At 68.9% G+C, this 26570-nt stretch carries 24 protein-coding genes and 2 tRNA genes; 9 read left to right on the top strand and 17 right to left on the bottom strand.

The window, feature by feature from the left end; all coding sequences use genetic code 11:
• The first annotated feature begins 22 nt into the window (after nt 1-22).
• Entirely contained in the window at nt 23-1600 is a 1578-nt protein-coding gene (locus tag Acor_RS04485) for an IS1182 family transposase (RefSeq protein ID WP_155335213.1), read from the top strand.
• A gap of 231 nt (nt 1601-1831) precedes the next feature.
• Nucleotides 1832-4327 carry a DEAD/DEAH box helicase gene (locus Acor_RS04480; protein ID WP_218034122.1) on the top strand — a complete coding sequence of 832 codons (2496 nt, stop codon included), beginning with the start codon at nt 1832-1834 and terminating at the stop codon, nt 4325-4327.
• A 101-nt stretch (nt 4328-4428) separates the two neighbouring features.
• Here the strand turns inward: Acor_RS04480 and dusB are convergent, their stop codons facing one another.
• Nucleotides 4429-5547, bottom strand: coding sequence for a tRNA dihydrouridine synthase DusB (gene dusB, locus Acor_RS04475; RefSeq protein ID WP_155335212.1), 1119 nt, complete (start codon nt 5545-5547; stop codon nt 4429-4431).
• A 92-nt stretch (nt 5548-5639) separates the two neighbouring features.
• Between dusB and Acor_RS04470 the strand changes: the two genes are divergently transcribed.
• The 3 genes from Acor_RS04470 (at nt 5640) to Acor_RS04460 (ending at nt 6510) form a co-directional block, all read left to right on the top strand.
• Nucleotides 5640-6305 carry an ACT domain-containing protein gene (locus tag Acor_RS04470; protein WP_155335211.1) on the top strand — a complete coding sequence of 222 codons (666 nt, stop codon included), beginning with the start codon at nt 5640-5642 and terminating at the stop codon, nt 6303-6305.
• A gap of 50 nt (nt 6306-6355) precedes the next feature.
• Nucleotides 6356-6427 (top strand) — tRNA-Gly (locus Acor_RS04465).
• A gap of 12 nt (nt 6428-6439) precedes the next feature.
• A tRNA-Cys gene (locus tag Acor_RS04460) sits at nt 6440-6510 on the top strand.
• 63 nt (nt 6511-6573) lie between these two features.
• Here Acor_RS04460 and Acor_RS04455 read toward each other — a convergent pair.
• From Acor_RS04455 to Acor_RS04385, 15 genes are all read right to left on the bottom strand, one after another.
• Entirely contained in the window at nt 6574-8040 is a 1467-nt protein-coding gene (locus Acor_RS04455) for a hydrogenase large subunit (RefSeq protein WP_155335210.1), read from the bottom strand.
• The gene (locus Acor_RS04450) at nt 8037-9518 is read right to left on the bottom strand and encodes a proton-conducting transporter transmembrane domain-containing protein (protein WP_155335209.1); all 1482 of its coding nucleotides are present in this window, start codon (nt 9516-9518) and stop codon (nt 8037-8039) included. The genes Acor_RS04455 and Acor_RS04450 overlap by 4 nt, the downstream gene beginning before the upstream one ends.
• Nucleotides 9518-10177, bottom strand: a complete 660-nt coding sequence (locus tag Acor_RS04445) for a hypothetical protein (protein ID WP_155335275.1) — start codon at nt 10175-10177, stop codon at nt 9518-9520. Before Acor_RS04445 ends, Acor_RS04450 begins: the two co-directional genes overlap by 1 nt.
• A gap of 5 nt (nt 10178-10182) precedes the next feature.
• Nucleotides 10183-11127, bottom strand: a complete 945-nt coding sequence (locus tag Acor_RS04440; protein ID WP_155335208.1) for a respiratory chain complex I subunit 1 family protein — start codon at nt 11125-11127, stop codon at nt 10183-10185.
• Nucleotides 11124-13133 carry a proton-conducting transporter transmembrane domain-containing protein gene (locus Acor_RS04435; protein ID WP_155335207.1) on the bottom strand — a complete coding sequence of 670 codons (2010 nt, stop codon included), beginning with the start codon at nt 13131-13133 and terminating at the stop codon, nt 11124-11126. The genes Acor_RS04440 and Acor_RS04435 overlap by 4 nt, the downstream gene beginning before the upstream one ends.
• Nucleotides 13130-13612, bottom strand: coding sequence for an NADH-quinone oxidoreductase subunit B family protein (locus tag Acor_RS04430; RefSeq protein WP_246238421.1), 483 nt, complete (start codon nt 13610-13612; stop codon nt 13130-13132). The genes Acor_RS04435 and Acor_RS04430 overlap by 4 nt, the downstream gene beginning before the upstream one ends.
• Before the next feature lie 11 nt (nt 13613-13623).
• Complete coding sequence (locus tag Acor_RS04425) at nt 13624-13968, bottom strand: ArsR/SmtB family transcription factor (RefSeq protein ID WP_155335206.1); 345 nt, start codon at nt 13966-13968, stop codon at nt 13624-13626.
• Nucleotides 13969-13970: 2 nt separating this feature from the next.
• Nucleotides 13971-14180 (bottom strand): hypothetical protein, encoded by a 210-nt coding sequence (locus Acor_RS04420; protein ID WP_155335205.1) that lies wholly within the window; start codon nt 14178-14180, stop codon nt 13971-13973.
• Nucleotides 14181-14245: 65 nt separating this feature from the next.
• On the bottom strand, nt 14246-15334 hold the full coding sequence (locus tag Acor_RS04415) for a hypothetical protein (protein WP_155335204.1): 1089 nt from the start codon (nt 15332-15334) through the stop codon (nt 14246-14248).
• 63 nt (nt 15335-15397) lie between these two features.
• Nucleotides 15398-16654, bottom strand: coding sequence for a glucarate dehydratase family protein (locus Acor_RS04410; RefSeq protein ID WP_155335203.1), 1257 nt, complete (start codon nt 16652-16654; stop codon nt 15398-15400).
• A gap of 36 nt (nt 16655-16690) precedes the next feature.
• A complete protein-coding gene (locus tag Acor_RS04405) occupies nt 16691-17593 on the bottom strand; it encodes a 5-dehydro-4-deoxyglucarate dehydratase (RefSeq protein WP_155335202.1) in 903 nt (300 codons plus the stop codon).
• 333 nt (nt 17594-17926) lie between these two features.
• Nucleotides 17927-18682, bottom strand: coding sequence for an IclR family transcriptional regulator (locus Acor_RS04400; protein ID WP_155335201.1), 756 nt, complete (start codon nt 18680-18682; stop codon nt 17927-17929).
• Nucleotides 18683-18752: 70 nt separating this feature from the next.
• Nucleotides 18753-19613, bottom strand: a complete 861-nt coding sequence (locus tag Acor_RS04395; RefSeq protein WP_155335200.1) for a carbohydrate ABC transporter permease — start codon at nt 19611-19613, stop codon at nt 18753-18755.
• Complete coding sequence (locus Acor_RS04390) at nt 19610-20455, bottom strand: carbohydrate ABC transporter permease (RefSeq protein WP_246238420.1); 846 nt, start codon at nt 20453-20455, stop codon at nt 19610-19612. Before Acor_RS04390 ends, Acor_RS04395 begins: the two co-directional genes overlap by 4 nt.
• 23 nt (nt 20456-20478) lie before the next feature.
• Nucleotides 20479-21786, bottom strand: coding sequence for a type 2 periplasmic-binding domain-containing protein (locus Acor_RS04385; protein ID WP_155335199.1), 1308 nt, complete (start codon nt 21784-21786; stop codon nt 20479-20481).
• 148 nt (nt 21787-21934) lie between these two features.
• Between Acor_RS04385 and Acor_RS04380 the strand changes: the two genes are divergently transcribed.
• The 4 genes from Acor_RS04380 (at nt 21935) to Acor_RS04365 (ending at nt 25293) form a co-directional block, all read left to right on the top strand.
• Nucleotides 21935-22720, top strand: a complete 786-nt coding sequence (locus Acor_RS04380) for an NAD-dependent epimerase/dehydratase family protein (RefSeq protein ID WP_246238419.1) — start codon at nt 21935-21937, stop codon at nt 22718-22720.
• Nucleotides 22721-22829: 109 nt separating this feature from the next.
• Nucleotides 22830-23360: a DUF4365 domain-containing protein gene (locus tag Acor_RS04375; RefSeq protein WP_246238418.1), complete on the top strand. Its 531-nt coding sequence runs from the start codon at nt 22830-22832 to the stop codon at nt 23358-23360.
• Nucleotides 23354-24541, top strand: coding sequence for a hypothetical protein (locus Acor_RS04370; protein ID WP_155335197.1), 1188 nt, complete (start codon nt 23354-23356; stop codon nt 24539-24541). Before Acor_RS04375 ends, Acor_RS04370 begins: the two co-directional genes overlap by 7 nt.
• A gap of 230 nt (nt 24542-24771) precedes the next feature.
• Nucleotides 24772-25293, top strand: a complete 522-nt coding sequence (locus Acor_RS04365; RefSeq protein WP_155335196.1) for a hypothetical protein — start codon at nt 24772-24774, stop codon at nt 25291-25293.
• A gap of 73 nt (nt 25294-25366) precedes the next feature.
• Here the strand turns inward: Acor_RS04365 and Acor_RS04360 are convergent, their stop codons facing one another.
• Complete coding sequence (locus Acor_RS04360; RefSeq protein ID WP_218034121.1) at nt 25367-26512, bottom strand: type 1 glutamine amidotransferase family protein; 1146 nt, start codon at nt 26510-26512, stop codon at nt 25367-25369.
• Nucleotides 26513-26570 lie beyond the last annotated feature (58 nt).

Here is a 26570-nt window from a genome sequence, read left to right as displayed (position 1 = left end):
GAGAGCGGGGAGAGGTCGAGCGATGGCAGTGGGCCAGACTCCGATGCAGCCGGGGTTGCTCTCCTCCACGGTGGGTTTCTGCGAGGGCCGGCTGGCGCCGAACTCGATCTACGCGGTGCTGCACCGTGAGTGCCGGGCGTTGTTTCCCGATGAGATGTTCGCCGATCTGTTCGCCGCCGACGGCCGCCGGTCGGTGCCGCCGATGATCGTGGCGGTGGTGATGGTGCTGCAGCGGCTGGAAGGGTTGTCGGATCGCGAGGCGGTGGATCGCTTCGCGTTCGATGTGCGGTGGAAGTACGCCGCCGGCGGCCTGGACTTCGACCATCCGGGGTTCGTGCACACAGTGCTGGTGGACATGCGGGCCAGGTTGGCGGCCTCGGATCGGCCGGACCGGATCTTCGAGCGGACGGTGGAGGTGGCCGGCCAGGCCGGGCTGGTGGGACGGCGGCGGGTCCTGGACAGCGCGCCGATCTACGACGCGGTGGCCACTCAGGACACCATCACGCTGATCCGCTCGGCGATCCGCGCTCTGCTGCGAGCGGCCGATCACGTGCTGCGGGCCGGGCTGCGGGCGGTGATCTCCAGCGGGGACGACTACACCAGCACGGGCAAACCCGTCATCGACTGGAGCGACGCCGCCGAGCGGGAGGCGCTGGTCGATTCACGCGCCAAGGACGGGTACGCGCTGCTGGCCGTCCTGGAGGGGCGGAAGCTGGAGCGGGAGGTGGCCGAGGCCGCGTGGTTGCTGGCCACCGTGCTCGGCCAGGACCTGGACCGAGACCAGGAGGACGGGGTCTTCCGGATCGCCCGCAAGGTCGCCAGGGACCGGATCATCTCCACCGTCGATCCCCAGGCCCGGCATGGCCATAAGACGGTGCGCCGCTCCTTCGACGGATATAAGGGGCATCTGGCCGAGGATCCCGACAGTGAGATCATCACCGCGGCCGTGGTGAGCGCGGGCAACGTCGGTGACGCCGAGCCCGCCGCCGAACTGCTGGCCGACGTCCTCGCCTCCCCGGCCGAGGGCGGGCGGGCCGAGGTTTACGGTGATGCCGCCTATGGGACCGGCCCGCTGCTGGCGCGGCTGGCCGAGGCCGGTATCAGGGCCATGGTCAAGGTGCAGCCGGCCAGCGCGGCGGGCGGACGCTTCACCAAGGACGCTTTCACCATCGACCTGGACGCCGGGCAGGTCACCTGCCCGAACCAGGTGACCGCGGCCATCCGGCCCCGAAACGACGGCGGCGGCGCCGCCTGTTTCGGCGCCGCCTGCGCGGCCTGCCCGCTGGCCGCCGGGTGCACCACGGCCAAGGACGGCCGCCGGATCACCATCAGCCCCTATGAGGAACATCTCGCGCGGGGAAGAGCCGATGGCGCCGATCCGGCCTGGCTGGCCACCTACCGGGCCACCCGGCCCAAAGTGGAACGCAAGATCGCGCATCTGATGCGACGCCGTCACGGCGGACGCCGCGCCCGGATGCGTGGCCGGGCGAAGATCGACGCCGACTTCTCCCTCCTGGCGGCCGCCGTCAACCTCGCACGGCTGGCCGTGCTGGGCATCGCCTCCGCCACCGGCGGATCCTGGACGATGGTCACGGCTTGACCGGCCAGGGCGGGCGGGCAGGGTCGGCTCGGGTCATCGCCCAGCCGTCCCTTGACGAGGTCTGATGGGGCGGATCGGAACCGTCCCGGTCTCGCAGCTGGATCAGCCAGCCGCGCCACAACTGTGCTGGGTGGTCCACCTGGCGCATTCCATGCTCAGAATGGCCCGCTTAACACCAGCCACCTAGTCCTTCATTCGGCGAAAGCGGCTGTTCAGGGCAGGATAGGAGGCGTGACCCTCAACCTGACCCAGCGACTGCCCCAGACCGCCGACCCCGATTCCCTGTTCGAGACCTTCGTGCAGTGGAACCAGGAGCGTGGCCTGACGCTGTATCCGGCGCAGGAAGAGGCGCTGATGGAAGTCGTCTCGGGTAGCAACGTGATCCTGGCGACGCCGACCGGCTCCGGTAAGAGCCTGGTCGCCGCCGGGGCGCATTTCGCGGCGCTGGCCCGGGACGAGGTGAGCTTCTACACCGCGCCGATCAAGGCGCTGGTGTCGGAGAAGTTCTTCGACCTGTGCGCGGTGTTCGGCACCGAGAACGTCGGCATGATGACCGGGGACGCGTCCGTGAACGCGGACGCGCCCATCATCTGCTGCACGGCGGAGATCCTCGCGCAGGTCGCGCTGGCCGAGGGCACGCGCGCCGACGTCGGCATGGTCATCATGGACGAGTTCCACTTCTACGCCGAGCCGGACCGGGGCTGGGCCTGGCAGGTGCCGCTGCTGGAACTCCCGCAGGCCCAGTTCGTGCTGATGTCGGCCACGCTGGGGGACGTCGAGCGTTTCGAGAAGGACCTGACCCGCAGGACCGGCCGCCCCACCGCCGTGGTCAAGAACGCCGAACGCCCGGTTCCGCTGGTCTACTCCTATCGGATGAGCCCGCTGCACGAGACCCTGGAAGAGTTCCTCACCACCAACCAGGCCCCCGTGTACGTCGTGCACTTCACCCAGGCCGCCGCGATGGAGCGCGCCCAGGCGCTCATGTCCATCAACATGTGCTCGAAGGCCGAAAAAGAAGCCATCGCCACGCTTATCGGAAATTTCCGGTTCACCACGAAGTTCGGGCGGGCCCTCTCCCGGCTGGTACGGCACGGCATCGGCGTGCACCACGCCGGCATGCTGCCCAAATACCGCCGCCTGGTCGAACGCCTGGCCCAGGCCGGCCTGCTCAAGGTCATCTGCGGCACCGACACGCTCGGCGTCGGCGTCAACGTCCCGATCAGGACCGTCCTGTTCACCGCGCTCACCAAATACGACGGCAGCCGCGTCCGCCGCCTGCGCGCCCGCGAGTTCCACCAGATCGCCGGCCGGGCCGGCCGGGCCGGCTTCGACACCATCGGGTATGTCGCCTGCCAGGCCCCCGACCACGTCATCGAGAACGAACGCGCCCTCGCCAAGATCGGCGACGACCCCAAACGCCGCCGCGGCTACGCCCGCAAGAAGCCGCCGGAGGGCTTCGTCAACTGGAGCGAGGAGACCTTCACCAACCTCCAGACCGCCGAACCGGAACCGCTGAACTCCCGCTTCAAGGTCAGCAACGCGATGCTGCTGGCCGTCATCAACCGCCCCGGGGACTGCTTCCAGGCGATGAAGCGCCTGCTCACCGACAACCACGACGACCGCAAATGGCAGCGCCGGCACGTCAGCCACGCCATCGCGATCTACCGGTCGCTGCTCGCCGGCGGCATCGTGGAGACCCTCAAGGAGCCCGACGACCAGGGCCGCCGGGCCCGCCTCACCGTCGACCTGCAGCAGGACTTCGCCCTCAACCAGGCGCTGTCCACGTTCGCGCTGGCCACCTTCGAACTGCTGTCGGCGGACTCGCCCACCTATGCGCTGGACATCGTCTCGGTGGTCGAATCCACCCTCGACGACCCGCGGCAGATCCTGCACGCCCAGCTCAACAAGGCGCGCGGCGAGGCGGTCGCCCAGATGAAGGCCGACGGCATCGAGTACGAGGAGCGGATGGAGCTCCTCCAGGAGATCACCTATCCGATGCCGCTGGAGACGCTGCTCTTCGGCGCGTACGAGACCTACCGGCAGGGCCACCCCTGGGTCGGCGACCACACGGTCAGCCCCAAGTCCATCATCCGCGACATGTACGAACGCGCGATGACCTTCGTCGACTACATCCAGTTCTACGAGCTCGCCCGCTCCGAGGGCACCGTTCTGCGCTATCTCGCGGACGCGTACCGCACCCTCTCCAAGACCGTCCCCGAGCATCTCAAGACCGAGGACCTGATCGACCTGATCGAATGGCTCGGCGAGCTGGTCCGGCAGGTCGACTCCAGCCTCATCGACGAGTGGGAGAAGCTCGCCAACCCGTCCGAGGCCCTCGAAAGCCGCGACGAACTCGAATCCAAGATCCGCCCGGTCACCGCGAACGCCCGCGCCTTCCGCGTCCTGGTCCGCAACGTCATGTTCCGCCTCGTCGAACTCACCGCCCTCGACCGGCAGGAAGAACTCGAAGAACTCCACCCCGACGTCGACTGGGCCTCCGCCATGGACGCCTACTACGAGGAACACGACGAAATCGGCACCGGCCCCTCGGCCCGCGGCCCCGCCTTCCTCCACATCGAGGAAGAAAAGGAACTCTGGCGCGTCCGCCAGGTAATCGAAGACCCCGCCGCCCACGGCGACTGGGGCATCACCGCCGAGGTAGACCTGGCCGCCTCCGACGAAGCCGGCTCCGCCGTAATCCACGTCACGGGCCTGGTACGTCTGTAACCGGATACTCAATACGCCGTCAATCCCTGGCCTTCTTGGCGCCGGTGCGGCGAGACGTGGTGACAACGTAATCGGCGCCGGATAACGGCGACCAGCCGGTTTCAGCCGCCCGAAGTCGTATCCTCGGCGTCTGGCGAAGGCACGGTCAGTTCGTCCGGATCGTCGAGCCAGCCGTGGGGAAGCATGACCTTCTGGCGTTCGCCGCTCTTGCCGCGGGGGCCGTCGGCGGCTTCGCCGGGCCAGGGCTGGTCGTGGTCGAGGTCCGCGAGGCGGTCTTCGAGTTCGGCCAGGCCGTTGGAGAGGGCGAGCAGGCGGCGGGTTTCGGCGCCGACGACGAAGCCCTTCAGGTACCAGCCGATGTGTTTGCGGAAGTCGGCGACGCCGTACCTTTCGCTGCCGATGACCTCGCAGAGGAGTTCGGCGTGGCGGAGCAGCGTGCGGGTGACCTCGCCCAGGGTCGGCTGGGCGCGGTCTTCGACGCCGTTGAAAGCGTTTTCGAGATCACGGAAGAGCCACGGACGGCCGAGACAGCCGCGGCCGACGACCACACCGTCGCAGCCGGTCTGGGCGACCATGCGCAGCGCGTCGTCGGCGGTCCAGATGTCGCCGTTACCCAGCACCGGAATATCCGGCACGGCATCCCGAAGCCGCTTGATCGCGTCCCAGTCGGCGTTGCCGCCGTAGTGCTGCTTGGCGGTCCGCGCATGCAGCGCGACCGCGGCGAGCCCCTCTTCGGCGGCCATCCGCCCGGCGTCCAGATAGGTCAGGTGATCGTCATCGATCCCCTTCCGCATCTTCATCGTCACCGGCAACCCGCCCGCGTTGGCGACCGCCTGCCGCAGAATCTCCCGCAGCAACTTCCGCTTGTACGGCAGCGCCGACCCGCCCCCACGCCGCGTCACCTTCGGCACCGGGCACCCGAAGTTGAGATCGATGTGATCGGCCAGATCCTCCTCCGCGATCATCCGCGCGGCCCTGCCGATGACGACCGGATCGACCCCGTACAGCTGAAGGCTCCGCGGCCGCTCACCGGCCCCGAACCTGATCATCTCGAACGTCAGCGGATTACGCTCCACCAACGCCCGCGACGTGATCATCTCGCACACGAAAAGCCCGCCGCCCTGCTCCCGGCAGAGCGTGCGGAAGGCGATGTTGGTGATGCCGGCCATCGGCGCGAGCACCACCGGCGGCCAGACCTCAAGCGTCCCGACTTTCACCATGCCATTGTCGCGGCTTTGAGCGTGTCCTCGGGTTACAAGATCGCGGCAGGGCGGATAGCCTGGGTGCTGGGCAGCGGTCGGGGAGGTCGTCCATGTTGTTGCGGCTGCGCATCGCCGTACCGGATCGTCCGGGTTCGCTGGGGCAGGTGACCAGCGCGCTCGGCGCGGCCGGAGCGGACATAACCCAGGTCGTCGTGCTGGAACGCGGCGACGGCCGCGCCGTCGACGACTTCACCGTCTACTGGCCGGACGCGGCCCCGCGCGAATACCTGATCAGCGCCCTGGAAGCCATCGACGACATCAAGGTCGAGGGGATCTGGTCCACCCGCGAAGCCCCCGGCACCTACCCGGAACTGGAAATCCTCAAGTTCCTGACCACGGCGGGGGAGCGCGCGCTGGCCACGCTCATCGACTCGATGCCCGTCCTGTTCAGCGCCGACTGGGCCGCCGCCGGGACCGACCGCATCCCTCGCGAGACCGTCTACTCCAGCTGGCGCGCGCCGGAAAACATCCCGTACCCCGCCGAGACGCCTGCTCGCCCCACGGCCTCGACCCTCGAATCCGGCCTGCACCTGATCACCGCGCCGCTCCCCCCGCTCGCGCTGTCCCTGGTGCTCGCCCGCGCCGAAGGCCCCGACTTCCACCGCATCGAAGTCCACCGCCTGACCCGCATCCTGGAGATCTTCCTGATGCTCCCCGCCATCGAACGCGGCGCCGACCGAGCCTTCCGCAATCTCGCCACGCGCGCCCCGGATTGACGATCACTCGCGGAAACCCGCTAGAATTCGGAAATCGCCGGATGGCGTTCGCGGAAGTGGCTCAGTGGTAGAGCATCACCTTGCCAAGGTGAGGGTCGCGGGTTCGAATCCCGTCTTCCGCTCGGATCTTCCCCGGTGGAGTGGCCGAGAGGCGAGGCAACGGCCTGCAAAGCCGTGTACACGGGTTCAAATCCCGTCTCCACCTCCCATTCAGGGCGTCGTCCCCACCCGGGAACGACGCCCTGATTTTGGCGTCAGGAGCCGATGATCACAGGTCGTTGCCCGCGTACGACAGGTTGAAGCTCTTGTTGACCAGCGGAAAGTCGGGAACGATCGCCCCGCTGAGCGCGACCGGCAGGGCGGGCCAGTTGAAGAAGGACGGATCGACGATCTTGACCCGGCGGAGCGCGCCGCCGGAATCGAGTTCGATCCGGTGCAGGATCGTCCCCCGCCAGCCCTCGACGATGCCCACTCCGGTACCGCGCGGACCGCTGCTCGGATCGACGCCGGCAGCTGTGCCCTCGGCCAGCCGGGCGATCAGCTCGATCGAGGCGGCGATCTCCCGGACGCGCACCTGGAACCTGGCCAGCACGTCCCCGTCGGTCTGGACGACCGGCGAGAACGGCCCCAGGTCGAGGGTCGGATGGTCGCGGCGGGCGTCCACGTCGAGACCGCTGGCACGCGCCACGTACCCGAGGGTGCCGAGGTCGCGTGCGGCCCGGGCGGGGAGGATGCCGGTTCCGGTGAACCGGTCGGCGATGACGCTGTGGCCCTGGGCCAGCGCGGCGATCTCGGCGATGTCCGCTCCGATCGCCCGCAGCCGGCCGGGGTCGGGCAGCGCGCGCAGGCGCACACCCCCGATCGTGACGGCGCCGCGCAGCAGCCGGTGGCCGGTGACTTCCGCGTTGATCCGCAGCAACTGTTCGCGTACCCGCCCGGCCTGGGCGTTCAGGATCGAATGGGCGACGTCGTTGCAGAGCGCGCCCAGGTCGGTGACGTGGTTGTACAGGCGTTCCAGCTCCAGCAGCATCGCCCGCCCTGCGTGCGCCGCGGGATTCACCTCCAGCCCGGTGGCCTCCTCGACGGCCAGGCAGAACGCCAGGGCATGCCCCAGGGAGGTGTCACCGCTGACCCGCTCGGCCAGCGGGAGCCCGTCGGCGGGGTCGCGCCCCTGGAAGAGTTTCTCCAGGCCGCGGTGGACGAACCACAGGCGGGCCTTGAGTTTGATGATGGACTCACCCACCACGGAGAAGCGGAAGTGGCCCGGCTCGATGAGCCCGGCGTGGACCGGCCCGACGGGGATCTCGTAGACGGCGGGGCCTTCCACGGTCACGAACGGGAAGGGCCCTTCTGGGTCGCCGAAGGCGGGCGGCGGTCCGGTCTGAGCCCGCATCGGATACCAGCCGCGCGGCCAGTGGTGGTGCCGGACCAGACGGCGCGGCATCGGGTGCCCGAGCGGGGTGATGCCGTACAGGTCGCGCATCTCGCGTTCGAACCGGCCCGCCGGGAAGGACAGGCCGGCCAGGCTGTCGACGGCGGGCCGCTCCAGCGGCAGCAGCAGGCGAAGCTCGGTCCGCCGATCCGGGGCGGCGGCGGTGAACAGGTAGACGACCTCCAGCCCGCGCGCCTGCTCGTGCGCGGAGACCAAGGCGAGCCGGTAGCCCGCGCCGAGCAGCGCCCCGGCCTCATGGACGACGTCGCGGGGCCGGATATCGGTGACGGTGCGGAGGGTCATGGGGCGGCTCCGGTGGCGATTGCGGCGGCCGAGCGCAGCAGCCCGTCCAGCGGCGCGGTCGTGACGCCCAGCAGGACGCACACCGCCAGGGCGGCGACCAGCGAACCGGCCACGGCCCGCGGCACCCTGATGCCCGGTTCGGCGGCCACGGCGGGCGCCGGGCCGAGCAGCATCAGGCGGGCGTGCCGTCCGACCGCGGCGACGATGACCAGCATCAGCGTGAACGCCACGACGACCGCCCAGCCCAGCCCGGACGGGAAGCCCGCCCGGGCGATGCCGAGCTCGCTGGCGAACAGGCTGAACGGCGGCAGCCCCAGCAGCGCGAGCAGGCCGAGCCCGAACGTGCCGCCCAGCAGCGGGGCCCGCGCGAGCAGGCCGCCCAGGGCCGAGATCCGGCTGCTTCCCACGGCGTGCTGGATGTGGCCCGCGCCCAGGAACAGCACCGACTTGGCCAGCCCGTGCCCGAGGACGTGCAGCAGCACCGCGGCCAGCGCGAGAGCGTCGCCCACCGCGGCGCCCAAGGCCAGCAGGCCCATGTGCTCGATGCTGGAGTAGGCGAGCAGCCGCTTGTAGTCCCGCTGGGCCAGCAGCAGGGCCGCCGCGACCGCGAGGGAGCCCAGCGCGGCCACGACCAGGAGCACGCGGGCGAAGTCCGGGCCGAGCGCCTGATCGGCGATCACCTTCACCCGCAGGATCGCGTAGAACGCCACCGACAGCAGCACGCCCGACATCAGCGCCGACACCGGAGCCGGCGCCTGGCTGTGGGCGTCCGGCAGCCAGGCGTGCATGGGCGCGAGACCGGCCTTCGTCCCGAACCCGAGCACGAGCAGCAGGACGGCGAGCCGGGTCACGCCAGGATCCAGGCCGGTGGCACGCTCGGTCAGCATGGCCAGGTCCAGGCCCTGGGCCTCGGAGAGCCCGGCGTGCAGGGCGGCGAAGTACACCAGCACGACCCCCAGCAGCGCCAGACCGATGCCGACCGAGCAGATGACCACGTACTTCCAGGCCGCCTCGGTGGCCTCGCGGGTATGCCGATGCCCGACCAGGAAGGCGGTCACGATCGTGGTGGCCTCGACCGCCACCCACACCAGCCCCAGGTTGGCGGCCAGCACGGCCAGTGCCATCGCCGCGAGGAACATCTGGGTGAGCATGCCGTACCTGCGTGCCGCCGCCGGGCTCACGTGCCCGGCGGCGGCCTCCGCCGCCAGGTAGGCCGGCCCGGCCAGCATCGCCGGCAGGGCCACCACGCCGATCACGATCAGCATGTACGCGCTGAGCGCGTCCGCCCGCAGCAGCCCCAACGCCGCCAGGACGGCCCCGCCGCGCGTCCCGGCCGCCAGGAGTGCCGCGCCGACCAGCAGCCCGGCCGCGGCGACCGCTCCCAGCCACGCCGTGCGGCGGTTCCACCCGAACACGGCGTAGCCGGCCGCCGACAGGAGCGGAACCACGATCGGCGCGGTCACCAGAGAAGCGGTCATCAGTCGTGCAGCTCCCGCAGTTCGTCCAGGTCGGTGCCGCCGAAGGACGCCCGGATCCGGTCGGTCAGCGTGTACAGGACCAGCACGGCCAGCAGCACGTCCAGGGAGACGCCCAGCTCCACCACCAACGGCACGCCGCTGGTGGTCAGGAACGCGGTCGCGGTAATCGCATTGTCCATCAACAGGAACCCCACCACCTGCGACAACGCCCGCCGCCTGGTGACCAGGACGAAGAAGCCGACCAGCAGCACGGTCAGCGCGACCGGCACGGCCCGGATGGTCGGTCCCGGTGCCAGCTGCGTCAGCGGACGCGAGATCGCGTACGCGAGCATCGCCAGCACCGCGGCCACCAGCAGCGAGGTCGCCGCATTCACCAGTGGCCGGGTTTCCCGGTGCGCGCCCGCGGCGGCGAGCGCCCGTCGCATCACGTACGGCAGCAGCCCCGCCCGCAATCCCCCGACGCCGACGCCGACCAGCGCGAGCGCGAGATCGCGCTGGTACGCGGCGAGCACGAGGATCAGGGCCCCCAGCGCGAGGCCCTGCAGAGCGAACAGCCGGATGATCGCGGACAGGTCGCGCCGCCAGAGCACCAGCACCCCGGTGAGCAGGAAAGCCCCGCAGGCCAGGTACAGCAGCTGAACGTAGATCGCCTCGGTCATGTCGATCACGCCAGAAAGTAGGAGGCGGCCACGGCCAGCAGCGCCATCAGGAACGACCCGGCCAGCAGCTCGGGGATGCGGAAGAGCCGCAGCTTGGCCATGAACACCTCACTGGCGGCCAGGAGCCCGCCCAGCACGGTGACCTTGAGCGCGATCACCACCGCGGCGACCAGCAGCGCGAGCGGCCCGGCTCCGGCCGTGGCGATGCCCCACGGGGCGAACAGCCCCGCCAGCAACCCGAGCAGCAGGCTCAGCCGCATCGCCGACGCCCATTCGATCAGGGCCAGGTCGAGCCCGGCGTACTCCAGGGTCATCGCCTCATGGATCATCGTCAGCTCAAGGTGCGTGGCGGGATTGTCCACCGGGATGCGGCCGGTCTCGGCGATGGAGACGATCACCAGTGCGACCGCCGCGAGCAGGCTGACCGGCGAGATCAGCGACAGCGGATGCTCGGCGGCGGCGGTCACGATGTCGCCCAGGTTCGTGGAACCGGCCGGCACCGACAGCGCGAACACCGACAACAGGATGGTCGGTTCGACCAGCGCCAGCACGGTCACCTCACGGCTGGCCCCCATCCCGCCGAAAGCGGTCCCGGTGTCGAGCCCGGCCAGCGCCAGAGCCACCGAGCCCAGGGTGAGCAGCGCCGTCACCGCGAACAGGTCGGCTACGCCGTCGAGCGGGGACGCGGTGGTGACCAGCGGCACGACCGAGGCCACCACCAGCGCGGTACCCGGCAGCAGCAGCGGGGCCGCGCGGAACATCCACCCCGTTCCGGCCGGGGTGATCGGCTGCCTGCGCATCAGCTTGCGCAGGTCGCGCCAGGGCTGCCAGATCCCCGCTCCGGCCCGCCCTTCCAGCCGGGCCCGGACCTGCCGCATCACCCCCACCAGGAGCGGTGAACCGAGCCCCACGAGGACTACCTGGAGGACCACCCCGGCCACGTCGGTCACTCGATCACCGCCAGCACCACCAGCGCGCCGGTCAGGACGCAGAAGCCGAAGGCCAGATACCGGTGCACGCTGCCGTTGGCCAGCCGGCGGGCTCGGATGCCGACGTCGTCGGCGACGGCCAGCAGCGGGTCGTAGAGGCGGCGCTCGATCCGGTCGGGAACGCGGGCGTGGAAGGCCACCCGCCGCACCAGGTACGCCGACTCGCGTGCGGGGGTCACATCGACGTCGTTCTCCGGTGCCAGGACGTCGTCGAAGACCCGCTGAAGCGGTTCGGCGAAGGACGTCGCCGTGTACTCCATCCGGGCCGACATCGGCCCGGCCCCGCAGTCCCACAGCCGGGCCACGCGGCGGCTCCGCCGGACCATCACCGCCCGGGTCAGCGCCAGCACGGCGCCGACGGCCAGCACGAGGGCTGCCGCGATGAGCGTCGGCGAGATCGCGCCGGCTCCGCCGGCCAGGATCAGGTCGCGCGCGCTCACCCCGGTACCGGCGACCACGGCCAGGACGGGCCGGGTCAGCGCGGGCACGATCAGGACCGGGGCCAAGGCCAGGGCCAGGCAGCACCCGGCCGCCAGCGCCATCCCGCCCACCATGGCCGGCGGGCTCTCCCGGGCCGCCCCGGCGGCCGGGCTGCGCGGCCGGGCCAGGAACCCGACGCCGAACGCCTTCACGAACGTGGCCACCGCCAGCCCCGCCGACAGCGCGATCACCGCGACGGCCAGCGGCATGAGGACGACCCCGGCCAGGCCGGAGACCGACCCTGACTGGATCAGGCTCTGCAGTAGCAGCCACTCGCTGATGAAGGCGTTGCCGGGCGGCAACGCGGACGCGCACAGCGCGCCGACCGCGAACAGCCCGGTCGTGTACGGCATGCGCGTACGCAGCCCGCCCAGCGCGTCCAGGTCGCGGGTGCCCGTGGCCCGCAGCACCGAACCGGCCGCCAGGAACAACACCGTCTTGAACGCCGCATGGTTGACCACGTGCAGCAAAGCCGCCGTCAACGCGACGCCCGCCAGTGCGTCGAAGCCCGCGGTGGCGAAGAAGCCGGCCGCGCCCAGACCGATCAGCACCAGGCCCATGTTCTCGGTGGTGGAGTAGGCGAGCAGCCGCTTCAGATCCGCGGCCACCACCGCGTGCAAGATCCCATACAGGGCGGAGACCGCACCCGCGGCCAGGACCAGCAGCCACCACCAGGCCGGGCCGCCGCCCAGCAGATCAAGCCCGACCCGCAGGATGCCGTAGCAGCCCAGGTTCACCATCGCGGCACTCATCAACGCCGACACATGACTCGGCGCTTCCGGGTGCGCCCGGGGCAGCCACACGTGCAACGGCACGATCCCCGCCTTGGACGCGAACCCGACGAAGGTCGCCACGAACACCGCGGAGCGCATCGCCGGGGACAGTTCGGCGGCCCGCAACTGGGCGAAGGACTCCCCGCCCGCCGAAGCGGCGAAGGCGAACAGGCCGGACAGGATCGCCACCAATCCCAGGTGGGTCATCACGGCGTACCAGAGCGCCGCCTCCCCCACCGCCGCCCGCCGCCGGTGCTCCGCCAGCACCAGCAGCAGCGACGTGATCGCCATCAACTCCCAGGTGAGCAGTAGCGTGCTGACGCTCGCCGCCGCCGGAACCAGCAGCATCGAGGCCACGAAGAGCGGCACCGCGGCCTGGGTCACCCGTCCCGCCGGGCCGTGCCCGTCCTTGGCGTAACCCACCCCGTACAGGGCGGCGCAGCTGGTGACCGCACCCGTGACGGCGATGAACACGCCCGACAGCGGGTCGATGGCCAGCCGTACGCCCGCCAGCGGCAGCACCTCGGGCAGCCACGCCTGCCAGCCGCCGCCACCCATCGCGGCCACCCCCGCGACCGCCGCGAGCGCACCCGCTCCCACGGTGATCGTGCCGACCAGGGCCGGGCGCCCGCGCGCCGGCCCGAGCACGGCGGCGAGCGCGGCCAGCGCGCACGCCGACAACGCCGCGACGTACCAGACACCGACCAGGATCATCGACCGGTCATCCTCCGCAGCGCCTCAATGATCACTTGAGGTTCCGGCGGGCAGCCCGGCACCTCCAGATCGACGGGCACCACGTCGCGCACCGCGCCCGCCACGCCGTACGCGCCCGCGAACACGCCGCAGTCGCGGGCGCAGTCGCCCAACGCGACCACCAGCCGCGGCTCCGGCACCGCCTCGAACGTGCGGCGCAGAGCCGACGCCATGTTGCGCGTCACCGGACCCGTCACCAGGAGCGCGTCGGCGTGCCGCGGCGAGGCCACCAGGCGGGCGCCATACCGTTCGCCGTCGTAGACCGGGCCGAACGCCGAGGCGATCTCGACCTCGCAGCCGTTGCAGGAACCCGCGTCCACGTGCCTGATCTGCACGGAACCGCGCAGCTGTGCCGCCGCCGGCAGGTCTTCCAGGGTCCGTTCGGGGGCGGGCTCGGCCACCCGGCCCGTCTTTCTGATCTTCCGCAGCAAACTCACCATGAACTCCAGGGTCAGTCCGACGGCGCGGTGTCGGACTCGCGCAGCTCGGCCAGCAGGCCCTCCTGGCCGGAGATCAGGTCCGCCAGGATGGTCCGCGCGACCTTCAGCAACGTGACGAATTCATCGCTGCTCAGCGCATATACGACCGTGGCACCTTCCCGGGTGGACACCACGATGCCGGTACGGCGCAGCACGGCCAGCTGCTGGGACAGGCTGCTGGCCTCCACGTCCAGGCTGGCCAGCAGGTCACGCACCGGAAGCGGCCCGTCCTGCAGGAGCTCCAGGACCCGGATTCGCACGGGATGCCCCAGCGTCCGGAAGAACTCGGCCTTGGCCTGGTAGAGCGGCACGGGCATGGCTACTCCTCCTCGGGTTCTATCGACACACCGTGTTCCTCGGCGAGACGCAGCAGATCCTCCAGATCCGCCGTGTGCGCCTGGACGGCGTACAGGTCGTCGGCCTCCTTCGCCGCCCGCGACGCCGCCCGCGCCTCCTCGACCCGGCGGCGAAGCCCACCCGCGAAGCCCGGCACCATGCCTCCGATCCGTCCCAGCTCACTTGCGATCACATCATGTTAGCAATTGAAGAATTCTTCAAGTGCACAGGACAGCTCACCGGACTTTACAATGTAGATCAACGGAGCGCGACGGTCATGGCGGCCAGCCGGGCCTGCGACGCGAGGCCCAGGTGGTAGAGGTGAAGTTCGTCCGCGCCTGCCTTTGAGTAGGCCGCGAAGGAGCGTGCGAGCTGGTCGGGGTCTGGGGGTCTTGGGGGCAGGATCGTCGTGTACGCGCCGAGTTTTCGGGCGGGATGCGCCAGGCGGGCGAGGTTCGTGGTGGCCTCGTCGTCTGGGCCCCAGCAGAGGGCGGCGGCCCCGGTGAGGCCGTGCTGGTTCTGGGGCGGGAGCGCGGCGAAGGAGCCGGTGGACCAGTGGTCGGTGGAGGCGTGGAGGCGGAGCGGGCGGCCTTGGGTGGCGGGGATCAGCCGGGTGAGCAGGGTGGTCGTCAGGGCTGTGCGGAGGTGGGCGATCGGCTGGGTGAGGTCGCCCAGGGCTTCCTGCATCGAGGTGGCGGAGGTATCGATCGCGGTGCGGACTCGGGCCTGGGTTCGGGGGTCGGGGTATTTCGGCGTGCAGGCGGTGCAGAAGCAGAGGGAGAGGAGGGCGGACTGGGTGGCGGACCAGTCGGCGCCGGCTGTCTTGTCGTGGACGCTCTGGTGGGTCACGCCCATGGGGCCGCAGGCTTCGAGGATGAGTCCGGCGGGGTCGCCGAGTTCGACGATCTCGCTGATCAGGCGGGTGCAGTAGTCGAGGACGTCCTCGTGGGACGGGCAGAGGGCGTGCGGGTATCGGTCGCCGAAGGCGTTGCGGACCGTCAGTTCGGGGTGGAGGCGGCCGAGGAGGGTGTTGTGGGTGAGGGGGGTCCAGGCGTGGACCGGCAGGCCGACTGAGGCGAGTGCGTCCCGGGCCTGGAGGTAGGCGTCCGGGGGTGTCCAGGTTGGTGCGTGAGGGTGGAGGACGCCGTAGGCGGGTCGGCGTACGGGGAGGTAGAAGGCCGAATGAGGGACTTCCAGGACGCGGTGGGCGGGGTGGAAGGGGGTCGCGGCGCGGGTGGAGTGGTAGGAGGCGGCCAGGGCTATCGCGTCGACGCCGGTGGCGGCCAGGCGTTCGGGGGCGGCGGGGTCGCCGACTATGTCCCACGGGAAGACGTAGCCGATGTTCACCAGCAGGGCCTCTCGGTGCGGACAGCGGGGGCGATGGTCACTGGCGGGGAACGCGGTCGCAGTTCACCAGCGGGGTCTGGTGGTGGGGAATGTGGGGTCGAAGCGGCGGATGTAGGTGGTGTCGTCGCGGACGGTGAGGCCGCATTTGAGGTACTGCTCGTGCATGGTGGCGAGGGCGTCGTGGTCTAGTTCGATGCCGAGGCCGGGGGTGGTGGGGACGGGGACGGCGCCGTTGACGAAGCGGAGCGTTCCGGGGGCGATGACGTCCTGGCCGTCCTGCCAGGGGGTGTGGGTGTCGCAGGCGGTGGTGACGTGGGGGACGGCGGCCGCGAGGTGGGTCATGGCGGCGAGGCTGATGCCCAGGTGGGAGTTGGAGTGCATGGAGACCGCTATGCCGAAGGTTTCGCAGAGGCGGGCCAACTGGACTGAGCGGGTCAGGCCGCCCCAGTAGTGGTGGTCGGAGAGGAGGACGCCGATGGCGCGCTGGGCGATGGCGGGTGGGAGGTGGTCGTGGGTGACCACGCACATGTTGGTGGCCAGGGGCATGGGGGCTTCGGCTGCGACGGCGGCCATTCCGGGGATGCCGGAGGTGGGGTCTTCCAGGTATTCGAGAGTGCCGTCGAGGGCTTGGGCGACGCGGATTGAGGTTTCCACTGACCAGACGGCGTTGGGGTCCAGGCGGAGGGGGTGGGTGGGGAAGGCTTCGCGGAGGGCGAGGATCGCGTCGATTTCCTGGTCTGGGGGGTAGACGCCGCCTTTTAGTTTTATCGATTGGAAGCCGTACTCGTCGATTAGCAGGCGGGCTTGGGTGACGATTCCTTCGGGGGTCAGGGCCGGGCCGAAACGGTCGTCGGGGGAATCGGGGTGGCCGGGCCATTTGTAGAAGAGGTAGGCGCTGTAGGGGACGGCGTCGCGGACCGCGCCGCCGAAGAGGTCGGAGACGGGGCGGCCGATGGCTTTGCCTTGGATGTCGAGGCAGGCTACTTCGAATGGGGAGTAGACGCGGTCGATGCTTTTCTCTTTGGTGGCCACTCCGGTCAGGCCGTGGAGGTCGCTTACGGCGTCGCCGACTACTGTGGTGATGCGGTGATATATCTGGTTTTGTTGGTAGATGTCGAGGCCGATTAGGGCGGCGGCGGCTTCGCGTACTTTGGTGAGGTGGCCCAGGTCGCCGTAGGTTTCGCCCAGGCCGGTCAGGCCCTCGTCAGTGGTTACCTCGACGATTGTTCGCAGGGCCCAGGGCTCGTGTACGCCGGCGGCGTTGAGCAGGGGCGGGTCGCGGAAGGCGACCGGGGTTACGGTGATCTCTCGGATGTTCATGGGGAACGACCGCCAGACTTTGGGTGCCGACCAGGGTTATGAGGCGATTGCGAGGCCCGCTTCGATAAGTTGCGCGAGGGTGGTGATGTGTTCGGGAGTGGGGTCCACGAGTGGGGCTCTTACTGTTCCCGCGTCCAGGCCGCGTAGCCGCACGCCTGCTTTGACCAGGGATACCGCGTAGCCGGGTACGCGGTCGCGCAGGTCTACCAGGGGGAGGTAGAACTTGGTCAGCAGTCGCCGGGTCAGCAGTTCGTCGCCATCGGTGATCGCTTTGTAGAAGGCCAGCGCGATTTCGGGGGCGAAGGCGAAGACGGCGCTCGAATAGAGCGGAACTCCAAGCCCGCGATAGGCGGGGACGGTGAGTTCGGCGGTAGGAAGCCCGTTGAAGAACGTGAACTCACGGTCAGTGGCTTGACGCACCCGCAGGATGATCCGCTGAAGCAAGTCGATATCACCCAAGCCGTCCTTGAAACCGATGACGTTGGGAAGTTCGGCAAGTTCTACCACCGCATCAGGCGTGAACCTGGCAGTTCCACGCTGGTAAACAATAATCGGCAAATCCGTAACCTGAGCGATTTGCCGAACATATTCCACTAGGCCAGACGCCGGTGCCGTCACCAGATAGGGCGGCATCAACAGCAACCCCTCCGCCCCCGCCCTCGCCGCCGCACCCGCACACGCCTGCGCAAACGGAAGCGAACCCCCAGCCCCCGAAATAACCGGCACCCGCCCCCCGACTGCCTCCACCGTAGTCGCCACCACCGCCGCGTATTCATCCAAGCTCAGCGCATTGAACTCCCCCGTCCCACAAGCGGCAAAAACTCCCCCAGGCCCTGCCGCAACCCCATCCGCCACATGCTCGGCAAGCCCCCGCAGATTCAGCGAACCATCCGCCGCAAAAGGAGTAACCGGAAAAAAGAGAACCCCATCAAGACGCATTATTTCCTCCTACGAAAGTCGGAGTGGTTCTCCCACCCACCCGTTTGTTTGATTGCGGGCCTCCGCCCGCCCCCGATGGCCGCCCTGGCGACGATGACGGCGGCTCCGCCGGGCAGGCGTGGTTCTCCCACCCATCCACCCTTTGGATCTCTCTCGGGCTCCGCCCGACCCCGCTGTCGCGGTGGCTACCCGCTTGGCGGCACCACCAACAGAATGGGCCGCGCCTCTTTGGCGCCCAGGCGGTGGGGACCATCACCTGCGTGAACGGCGCTTCAACCGGGTCACGCACAAGCTCGGCCCGCCCACCCGCTGCGCCGTCCCGCCTGATGGCGGCTAACGAATACCCTCTCGGCGCAAAGCCGCGGCGAGTTTGCGGGTATGCCGCATCACAGCGTCCGCGACCTTCTCGATCTCCTCCGCGGGCAACCCGGACGGCATGGAACAACTGATCGCGTCCGTCGCCGGAATCCGGTAGTCGACGGCGACCGCCACACAAGCCACCCCGGGCGTGCCCTGCTCCCGCTCGTACGCGTACCCCCGCCCCCGGACCTGGTCCAGTTCCCCGCTGAGCCGTACCAGTTCGGTGATCGTGTGATCGGTGATCCGCACCAGCGGCGACGGCAGCAACGCCCCCACCTCGTCGTCGGTCAACTGCGCGAGCAGCACCTGCCCGAGCGCGGTCACGTGAGCGGGCAGCCGACGCCCGACCCGGGGGATCATCCGATGCCGTTCCCTCGACTCCCGGCTGGCCAGATACAGCACATGCGCCCCATCCCGGCGCGCGAAATGAACCGTATGCCCGATCTCCTCGCGCAGGTCCTCCAGCGTGTCGTGCGCGAGCGGCAGGGCCAGGTCCTTGTCCAGGTAAGCGGTCCCGGTCAGTAAGGCGTGCGGCCCGATCCCGTACGCCGACCCGGTCGCCTCGATCCACTTCAGTTCGGCGAGGGTGCGCATCAGCGCGTGCAGGCTGCTCCGCGGGAAACCCGTGAGTTGCTGGAGTTCGGAGAGGGTCAGACGGTCGGGGGACGCGGCGAGGGCTTCGAGGATGCGGACCGTTCGCTCGGCGGACTTGACCAGCTGGGGCTCCATAGCTGTCCCATTTCCGTCGTTGTGCTATATGACGGGCAGAATACCGGATGCCGTCCAGATACATGGACACCTACCCTTTGACCGCGCCGCTGGTCAGACCACGCATGAACTGGCGCTGGAACGCCAGGAACGCGATCACCGACGGCAGCAGGGCCAGCAGCGACGCCGCGAGCAGCACCCCGATGCCGGCCTCCTCGTCGGAGCGGAGCGAGCGCAGCGCGATGGGCAGCGTCCAGTGGTCGGACTCGTTGGCCACGATGAGCGGCAGCAGGTACTGATCCCAGATCATGGTGAAGCCGAAGACGCCGATCACGCCGAGGGCGGGGCGGCAGAGCGGCAGGATGATGGTGAAGAAGGTGCGCAGCTCGCCGGCGCCGTCGATCCTGGCGGCCTCCTCCAGCTCGATCGGGACCTCTTTCATGAACTCGGTCATCACCAGGATCGAGAAACCCCACGCGCCGACCGGCAGGATCATCCCGAGGTAGGTGTCGATCAGGTTCACGTGCAGGAGCGGCAGGTCGGCGAGCACCAGTGACAGCGGGATCGCGATGATCTCCTCCGGGAGCATCATCGTCGTCAGCATGATGAGCAGCACGAACGTCATGCCCCGGAACTTCTTCCGGGCCAGCGCGTACGCGGCGAACACGCTCACCACCAGTTGCAGCAGCAGGCCGAACCCGACGACCACGAACGAGTTGAGCAGGTAGAGATAGACGTTCTTCTCGCCGGCCTGCGCGAAGTTCTCCAGGGTGAGCTCGTCCGGCCAGAGGGTGAAGGCGGTCGGGTCGAGGGTCGGGCTGAACGCGCTGACCAGCAGGCCGAAGAGCGGTCCGGTGAAGACGACGAGCATCGCTCCGTACATGACGATCTTGCCGAGGGTGGCGAGCGGGCCCTTTCTGGCCTCCAGGCCGAGCGCGGTGTCGAATCTCATCGGGCCTGCCTGCGGCGCATGAGCTGGACGGCGACGGTGAGCACGAGGGTGGCCGCGAACAGGACGACGCCGCCCGCCGACGCGACCCCGAGCTCGCCGCGCTGGAATCCCAGCTTGTAGATCAGGGTCATGATGACCTCGGAGGAGCCGTTCGGGCCGCCGTTGGTCAGCACGTACACCTCGACGAACACCCGCAGGCCGCGGATGGCGGCGAGGGTGAACAGGATCCAGAAGACCGGCCGCAGCGCGGGCAGGGTGATGTGCCGCAGCCGCCGCCAGGTGGTCGCTCCGTCGACGGCCGCCGCTTCGTACAGGGTCCGGTCGATGCCCACCAGCCCGGCCAGAATGATCATCATGTCGTACGGCGCGCCGCGCCAGACGTTCATGCCCATGATCGACCAGAGCGAGGAGTGCTCGCTGGCCAGGAACGGCTGCGGGTCGATCGCGATCCAGCCGAGAATCGTGTTGAGCAGCCCGGTGTCCGCCGGGTGGTACATGATCCGCCACACCTCCGCCACCGCCGCCATCGTGGTGACCACCGGCAGGAAGACCGCCGCCCGGACGAACCAGAGATATCGCGCCGGCCCCTCGATCAGCAGCGCGAGCCCGAGCCCGAGGGCGAGCGACCCGGCGGTGGTCCCCACGGCCAGCAGCAGGCTGTGCCAGACCGCGCCGACGAACGCGTCGTCCGCCATGATCGCGCGGTAGTTGTCCAGGCCCACCCATTCGTCCCCGAGGAACGGCTGGACCTTGAAGAAGCTCTTCCACAGGCCCAGCCCCATCGGGATGAACTTGAAGTAGAGGAACAGCAGCAGCGCGGGCGCCAGAAGCAGCCACACCACTGCCGTACCTCGCCGGGAGTGCGTCACGATGCCTTCTGGGCCTGCAGTTCCGCCGTCAGCTTGGTCGCCAGGCCGTCCATACCGGTCTTGACGTCGGCCGAGCAGTCGGCCCAGACGGCGTTGATCGCGTCGGCGGTGGTCTGCCGGATGGGCGCCCAGTTGGGCACCGCCGAACTGTAGACCGCGTCCGCGTACGCCTCCTGGAAGACCTTCCAGCCGGGCGCCTTGCGCTCAGCCCCCATGTCCACGGTCGAGTTGACCGGGAGCCGGACGATAGCGCCGGGGGCGTCCTTGTTCATGCCGATCCGCTGGCCTTCGGCGGACACCGCGAACTCGGCGAACTTCTGCTGACCGGCCTCGTCGGCGGAGCCCGCCATCAGGTAGACGTTCTCGCCTTCGCCGAGTGTGCCGGGGCCGCCGGACGGCCCCTTGGGCACCTTGACGACTTCGAGCTTGTCCGCGCCGATGGACTGCTCGAACCTCGCCAGCACGTACGGACCGACCAGGTAGATCCCGCCCTGGCCCTTCTCGAACACCTCGTGGGTGACGGTGGTGTCGTTGCTGACCGCGCCCGGGTTGACCGTCTTGGCGGCGCAGAACTGGTCCTGCAGGAAGGTGATGGCTTCCACGAACTTGGGGTCGGCGACGGCGGGGGCGAACTTGCCGGGGCCGGTGGGGGTGAGGAAGGCGCCGCCGTTGGCGTAGATCATCGAGGCGGCGTACCAGGAGGCGTAGCCGCGTTTGGTGCTGGCCGGGATGACGAAGCCGGCCGTGTCGGCGGCGCCGTTGCCGTCCGGGTCCTTCTCGGTGAACGCCTTGGCGAGCGCGGCCAGGTCGCCCCAGCTCTGCGGGGGTTCCAGGCCGAGCTTCTCGCGCCAGTCCTTCCTGACGATCAGCGCGAACGACTGCGCCGAGAAGGGCGCCGCGTAGTACTTGCCGTCGCTCGCCTGGGCGGCCTGCCAGGCCCGGTCGGCCAGCTGGTCGCCGCCCTGAAGCGCGGCCTTGTCGACCTCGCGCAGCCAGCCCTGGGTCTGCATGTTGCCGAGCTGGGCGGTGTCGTTGATGACGATGTCCGGCAGGTTCTTCTGCGCGGCCTGCTGCTGCAGTTTGGTCTCGAAGTCGTCCAGCAGGGCGACGACCTTCGTCTGCACCCCGCTGGCCGTGGTGAAGGCGGCGGCCAGCTTGGCCGCGGTCTTGGCGGCGTCGGAGTCCGGCGGCTGCCGGATCCAGATTTCGAGCGGTTCGCCGCCGGCGACATCATCGGAACCGCACCCGGCCACGGTGGTGGCGAGCGCGATGGCGATCACGGCCCCGAACAGATGGCGTGACATCAGACCACCTCATGTTCACATATATGGACTTGTTTCGGGAGCGTGTCGCGAGTTCATGTGAACGTAACCAGTACCGAAAAATCCGTCAATGGGTTGGAACGTATCCATGTATGTGGATTTTCGTCAGGGACGTGTACACCATGGGGACATGCGAATCCTGATGACCGGCGCGGCCGGGAAGGTCGGAACCCTGCTCCGCCCCCGGCTGGCCCGCGACGGACGGGTGCTCCGCCTGGCGGACCTGGTCCCCATCGACTCACCCGACTCGGTGGTGGCCGACCTCACCGACCCCGTCGCGATGGCGGCGGCCATGCGCGGCGTGGACGCCGTGATCCACCTGGGCGGCCAGAGCCGCGAACACCCATGGCCCGACATCGTCCACGCCAACATGACCGGCACCCACACCCTGCTGGAAACCGCCCGCCTCGAAGGGGTACGGAACGTCGTCCTGGCCGGCAGCCACCACGCCGCCGGCTACCACACCCGCCCACCCGACACCGCCGACCTGCCCGACTACGCCTACCCCCGCCCCGACACCTTCTACGGCGTGAGCAAGGTCGTCATGGAGGCCCTGGGCAGCCTCTACCACGACAGATTCGGCCTCAACATCACCGTCATCCGCCTCGGCACCTGCACGGAACGCCCCACCGACACCCGCTGCCTGGCCACCTGGATCTCCCCCGACGACTGCGCCCGCCTCATCGAAGCGGCCCTCACCGCCCCCGGCTTCCACATCGTCTGGGGCGTCTCCGCCAACAAACGCCGCTGGTGGTCCCTCGACGAGGCCCTGGCCATCGGCTACGCCCCCCGCGACGACTCCGAGCTCTACGCCCCCGCCCTACTCACCACAGAAGGCGAACCCGACCTGACCCACCCCCTCCACAACCGCGCGGGCGGCCAGTTCACCCTCAAGGAACTCGGCGGCGCCTGGTAGAGGTTCGATCGTGCGTATTGGCATCCCTTGAGGGAGGTGCCAAGAGTAAGCTCCGGATTCGATGGTCGGCGGAAGCAGGGGGCCGGGTGGCGGAAGGGTTCGGCGGCCTGTGATCGAGTTGCCTGCCGACGAGATCACTCAGCTCCCGCTCAACGCCATGAAGGAGCAGTTCAGCCTCAGCTTCGTGCACATGGTCGCCTCGGCCGCCGGTTGCTCCATCAAGAGCCACGCCACCGACTACGACGGTGTCGACATCACGGTCTCCTCCTCGGCCGAGTACGCCACCTACTACTGCCCTGAGTTTGAGCTACAGCTCAAAGCCACCTCCCAGCATGATCTCCTCAAGCCCGAACACTTGTCCTGGACGATGACAGCCGATCGGTTCAGGAAGCTGACCAACCCGAAGCGGTTCGTCCCTGCGTATCTTGGAGTCCTGTTGCTGCCGGAGGGGGACTGGCTGGACCAGGACGAGCGGAGGCTCCTCACGGATAGCCGCATGTACTGGCAGAGTGCTGCAGATCTGGGTTCGATCGACGCTGGCGCGTCAGCCAAAACCGTCCGCCTACCGCGAAGTAATCTGTTTGATGTACCACAGCTTCGAGGCATTATGAAGACCATCGGCGAGGGGGGCGAATGGTAGGCGACTTCGCGCCGGATTCCTCAATCCTTGAGCTTGCGCACTCGATCACTCCGGTTGCGGTCTCTCAGTACCTGGCCACGCAGCCTTGGGAACTTGAGTCGAGGCAGGATCACATTCGCGAGATCTGGCGGCTTCCCGGCACCGACGGGCAACGCCTTGGCCGGATACTTCTGCCGCTCGCCGTCGACTATGAGGACTTTCTGCCGCGCTTCTACGACGCCCTGTTCGCCATCAGCCGGATAAACGACTGGGACGCCGACAAACTGCAGGAGCGAATCATGGCGGCCAGGGCGGATCTTTTCTTTGTCCGGCTGGATCAGGCGATGGCCGACGGCACGATTCCGTTTCGCCAGGCTGAAATCACTGTCGACGCGATCTGGAAGATGCTGCGCGCCGCGGCCACGACGGCCGCCGATCCCAAGCACTCCCACCTTGGGCGCAGACCGACCGCGGTGGCCGACTTCCTTGACGAAGACGTGCGACTGGGCCACACCAAGCGAGGCAGCTTCGTCTTCACCGTGGTCACCCGACTCGGCGACCACTCCCCTAATGAGCAGCCAGATCAGTCCTCTGATGTGATCCAGCCCTTTCCCCGGCGGGTTATGGAGACGCTCGCACAGGGCCTGGAAACCACCCGCGACCTCACGCTCGGCCAGAATCCCGAGGCACTGGACGACCCCTCCCGATGGGGCCTCAGCGCCGGACTCGTCGAAGCGATCGAAGAGATGGCGGAGCCCGACAGCCTTCGGGCACTGGACCTGTCCTTCGAATGGGCTGCGGCGGAAATCAAGCCGAATGTGGGGAATTCTCCCATCAAGCTGGAGCATCAGGCATTCGGACAGCTAGGGCGGGTTCGCGAACGCCTTATTCGTCAAGAAGAACCGAAGCGGCGCGAAACTCTCATTGGCACAGTTCGATCCTTGACCCGAGAAGAAAATCGAGAAGACGAAGAGTCGGGCACGATCATCTTGCACGCCGCAGTTAAAGGGCGATTCCGGAACGTACATATGACTCTCGGCGGCGAAGACCACGATTGGGCGATTGTTGCCTACCGGGAAAAATTGCCTTTCACAGTGACCGGTGACCTGGTCTATGAAAGACGAGCATGGCGATTGGTGGGCGACCTGATGGTGGACTCGGACTTCCTGCGCCAACGCCACGGACAGAGTCCATCCTCATAGATTTCGGCCGTTACACGTCGAACCTGACCTTTGGCGCGCCCGATTCCAGAATGGAGCTCCAGCCTCTGGGCTCAGAAGGGGGCGGGTGCTGTGCCTCTGGCCGGGTCGGCTATCGGCACGGGGCTCGCACCAGGGGGATCCGGATGCGATAGCACAGGCCGTTTTCCTAACGTGGTTGGCATGGCACACCGAGATGACACGGGAGAGCCAATGGAACCGGAGGCATGGTCATGAAGGCTGAGCACGTTGTCCCGCTGCGGGTGCCGATCGAGTCGGTCGATCTGGAGAACTGGATTTTCACGCTGTCGGATGAGGACTACCAGGCCGCGTCGAAGGCGCACCGTGCCGCAGGCACGACGATGTACGACGGCGTGCGTGGCACGGTCAACGTGGAGGACATCGGCGGGACCCTCATCGTCCAGCACTACCGGGAGGTTTCGGCCGACCGGCGGCATTTCGAGCTGTTCTCACCGCGCAGCCGCGGCTACTTCTTCCACCTGATTCCGATCCGGATGGAGGTCCGCTGGACGATGTCGGCCGAACCGCGCGGCGCCACGGGTTCCAGCCTCCGCTGCGTGGTCGAGATCAACCTCGCACCGGTCCTGCGCCTGCTGTCGAAAACGTCCGCCACCGGCTGGTTCGTACGCCGGCACGTACGGGAGGAGGCCGCCGGATTCGCCCGGGACATCGAACGCAAGCACGCGGAGGGGCGTACGCCGCCGTCGCTTTTGATCGACCGGCGCAGCGGTTGACCGGTTCGGGGGCGGCCCGGCGACAAGATCGTCAGATGACTGTCCTGGCGAGTCTGCTTGATCGCGAGGTGCGTCAGGGGCGTGGGATGGACCAGCGGGGGCCGGTTGGGGTGTCTTCGAGGTGGATGCCGCTGGTTTGGAGGGCGGTGCGGAGGGCGTCGGCGAGAGCGTAGTGGCCGTTGTGGCGGAGGTCGTCGCGGAGTTTCAGCAAGGCGTCGGTGAGGGTGGTCAGGCGGCGGGTGGAGTCGGCCTGGCGGCCCAGTTGGGTGATGAGGTGGCGCAGGGTCTGGCGGGCCTGGTCGACGCCGCCGTCGTCTTCCTCGGTGTCGGCGGACCAGGCGAGCAGGTCGGCTTCCAGGTCGAGGATGGCCTGGGTGGCGGTGGTGGCGTCGTTGCGGGTCAGGGCGGTGGCGAAGTGGGTTTCGCGGGTTTCTATCAGTTCGGCCAGGGTGATCTGGGGGGCTGGTGGCGGCGGGGGTGGGGGCAGGGTGCTGTGGCCGCTGGTGAGATGGCGGAGTTCGGGGAGCGGGAGGGTGAGGCCGGCGGGGAGGCGGGTGCTGCGGCCGGGGAGGCGGATGGTGAGGGCGCCGCGGCCGGCAACGCGGAGCCGGCCGGTGGTCAGGTCGATGACGGCGGCGGTGTGTTCGTCGATGCCGAGGACGGCGACGCCGTCGGGGAGCTCTGCTTCCATCCGGGACAGGCGGCGCTCGCCGAGGTAGCAGAAGCGGGTGTCGTGGGTGCCGCCTTCGGTGTTGTCGTAGTGCGGGATCACCACGACGGGGAGATCCAGTGCGGCGAGCAGGTTCAGGCCCTCGCGCCAGTGCGGGTCCGCGCCGACTTTGTAGATCTCGTAGACGGGGATGGTCGCCACGCCTGCCGTACAGGCGGCGGCTGAGGCCAGGACCGTCACGCCGGGGCGGGAGCGGACGCGGGCGCGGAGGTCGGCGGCGGTGCCGGAGGCGAGCCAGCGGTCCAGTGCGTACGTCGGGCTGCCGGGGCCGGAGAACACCCAGTCCGCGGTGGCGACGTCGCCCCCGACCTGGACCTCCAGGCCGACGCTGCGGGCGAAGTATCCGCAGGCGCGGGCCGAGATGTCGGCGGAGTTCTCCTGGAACGCGTAGGGGGTGTCGAGCAGGACGGCCCGGGGGCGGTCGCCGAGGGGCAGTACGGCGGAGCGGTGGACCTCGACCATGGTCGGGCTCGTCTCGCCTGAGCCCATCAGGATCAGTACGCGACCTGGTTGTTGCTGCATACTGTTCGCAATAACCACCACCTAC

Origin of the sequence: Acrocarpospora corrugata, assembly GCF_009687845.1 — a bacterium.
Classification (GTDB): Bacteria; Actinomycetota; Actinomycetes; order Streptosporangiales; family Streptosporangiaceae; genus Acrocarpospora; species Acrocarpospora corrugata.
Note: the sequence above shows the minus strand (reverse complement) of the source record. Positions and strands in the feature narration are given on the sequence as shown.

Excerpts from the sequence above, each read along its gene's own strand:
- Acor_RS04485 (WP_155335213.1), top strand. The coding sequence starts at position 23 with ATGGCAGTGGGCCAGACTCCGATGCAGCCGGGGTTGCTCTCCTCCACG.
- dusB (WP_155335212.1), bottom strand. The coding sequence starts at position 5,547 with ATGGTGAAAGTCGGGACGCTTGAGGTCTGGCCGCCGGTGGTGCTCGCG.
- Acor_RS04470 (WP_155335211.1), top strand. The coding sequence starts at position 5,640 with ATGTTGTTGCGGCTGCGCATCGCCGTACCGGATCGTCCGGGTTCGCTG.
- Acor_RS04455 (WP_155335210.1), bottom strand. The coding sequence starts at position 8,040 with ATGACCCTCCGCACCGTCACCGATATCCGGCCCCGCGACGTCGTCCAT.
- Acor_RS04450 (WP_155335209.1), bottom strand. The coding sequence starts at position 9,518 with ATGACCGCTTCTCTGGTGACCGCGCCGATCGTGGTTCCGCTCCTGTCG.
- Acor_RS04445 (WP_155335275.1), bottom strand. The coding sequence starts at position 10,177 with ATGACCGAGGCGATCTACGTTCAGCTGCTGTACCTGGCCTGCGGGGCT.
- Acor_RS04435 (WP_155335207.1), bottom strand. The coding sequence starts at position 13,133 with ATGATCCTGGTCGGTGTCTGGTACGTCGCGGCGTTGTCGGCGTGCGCG.
- Acor_RS04430 (WP_246238421.1), bottom strand. The coding sequence starts at position 13,612 with ATGGTGAGTTTGCTGCGGAAGATCAGAAAGACGGGCCGGGTGGCCGAG.
- Acor_RS04425 (WP_155335206.1), bottom strand. The coding sequence starts at position 13,968 with ATGCCCGTGCCGCTCTACCAGGCCAAGGCCGAGTTCTTCCGGACGCTG.
- Acor_RS04410 (WP_155335203.1), bottom strand. The coding sequence starts at position 16,654 with ATGAACATCCGAGAGATCACCGTAACCCCGGTCGCCTTCCGCGACCCG.
- Acor_RS04405 (WP_155335202.1), bottom strand. The coding sequence starts at position 17,593 with ATGCGTCTTGATGGGGTTCTCTTTTTTCCGGTTACTCCTTTTGCGGCG.
- Acor_RS04400 (WP_155335201.1), bottom strand. The coding sequence starts at position 18,682 with ATGGAGCCCCAGCTGGTCAAGTCCGCCGAGCGAACGGTCCGCATCCTC.
- Acor_RS04395 (WP_155335200.1), bottom strand. The coding sequence starts at position 19,613 with ATGAGATTCGACACCGCGCTCGGCCTGGAGGCCAGAAAGGGCCCGCTC.
- Acor_RS04385 (WP_155335199.1), bottom strand. The coding sequence starts at position 21,786 with ATGTCACGCCATCTGTTCGGGGCCGTGATCGCCATCGCGCTCGCCACC.
- Acor_RS04380 (WP_246238419.1), top strand. The coding sequence starts at position 21,935 with ATGCGAATCCTGATGACCGGCGCGGCCGGGAAGGTCGGAACCCTGCTC.
- Acor_RS04370 (WP_155335197.1), top strand. The coding sequence starts at position 23,354 with ATGGTAGGCGACTTCGCGCCGGATTCCTCAATCCTTGAGCTTGCGCAC.
- Acor_RS04365 (WP_155335196.1), top strand. The coding sequence starts at position 24,772 with ATGAAGGCTGAGCACGTTGTCCCGCTGCGGGTGCCGATCGAGTCGGTC.
- Acor_RS04360 (WP_218034121.1), bottom strand. The coding sequence starts at position 26,512 with ATGGGCTCAGGCGAGACGAGCCCGACCATGGTCGAGGTCCACCGCTCC.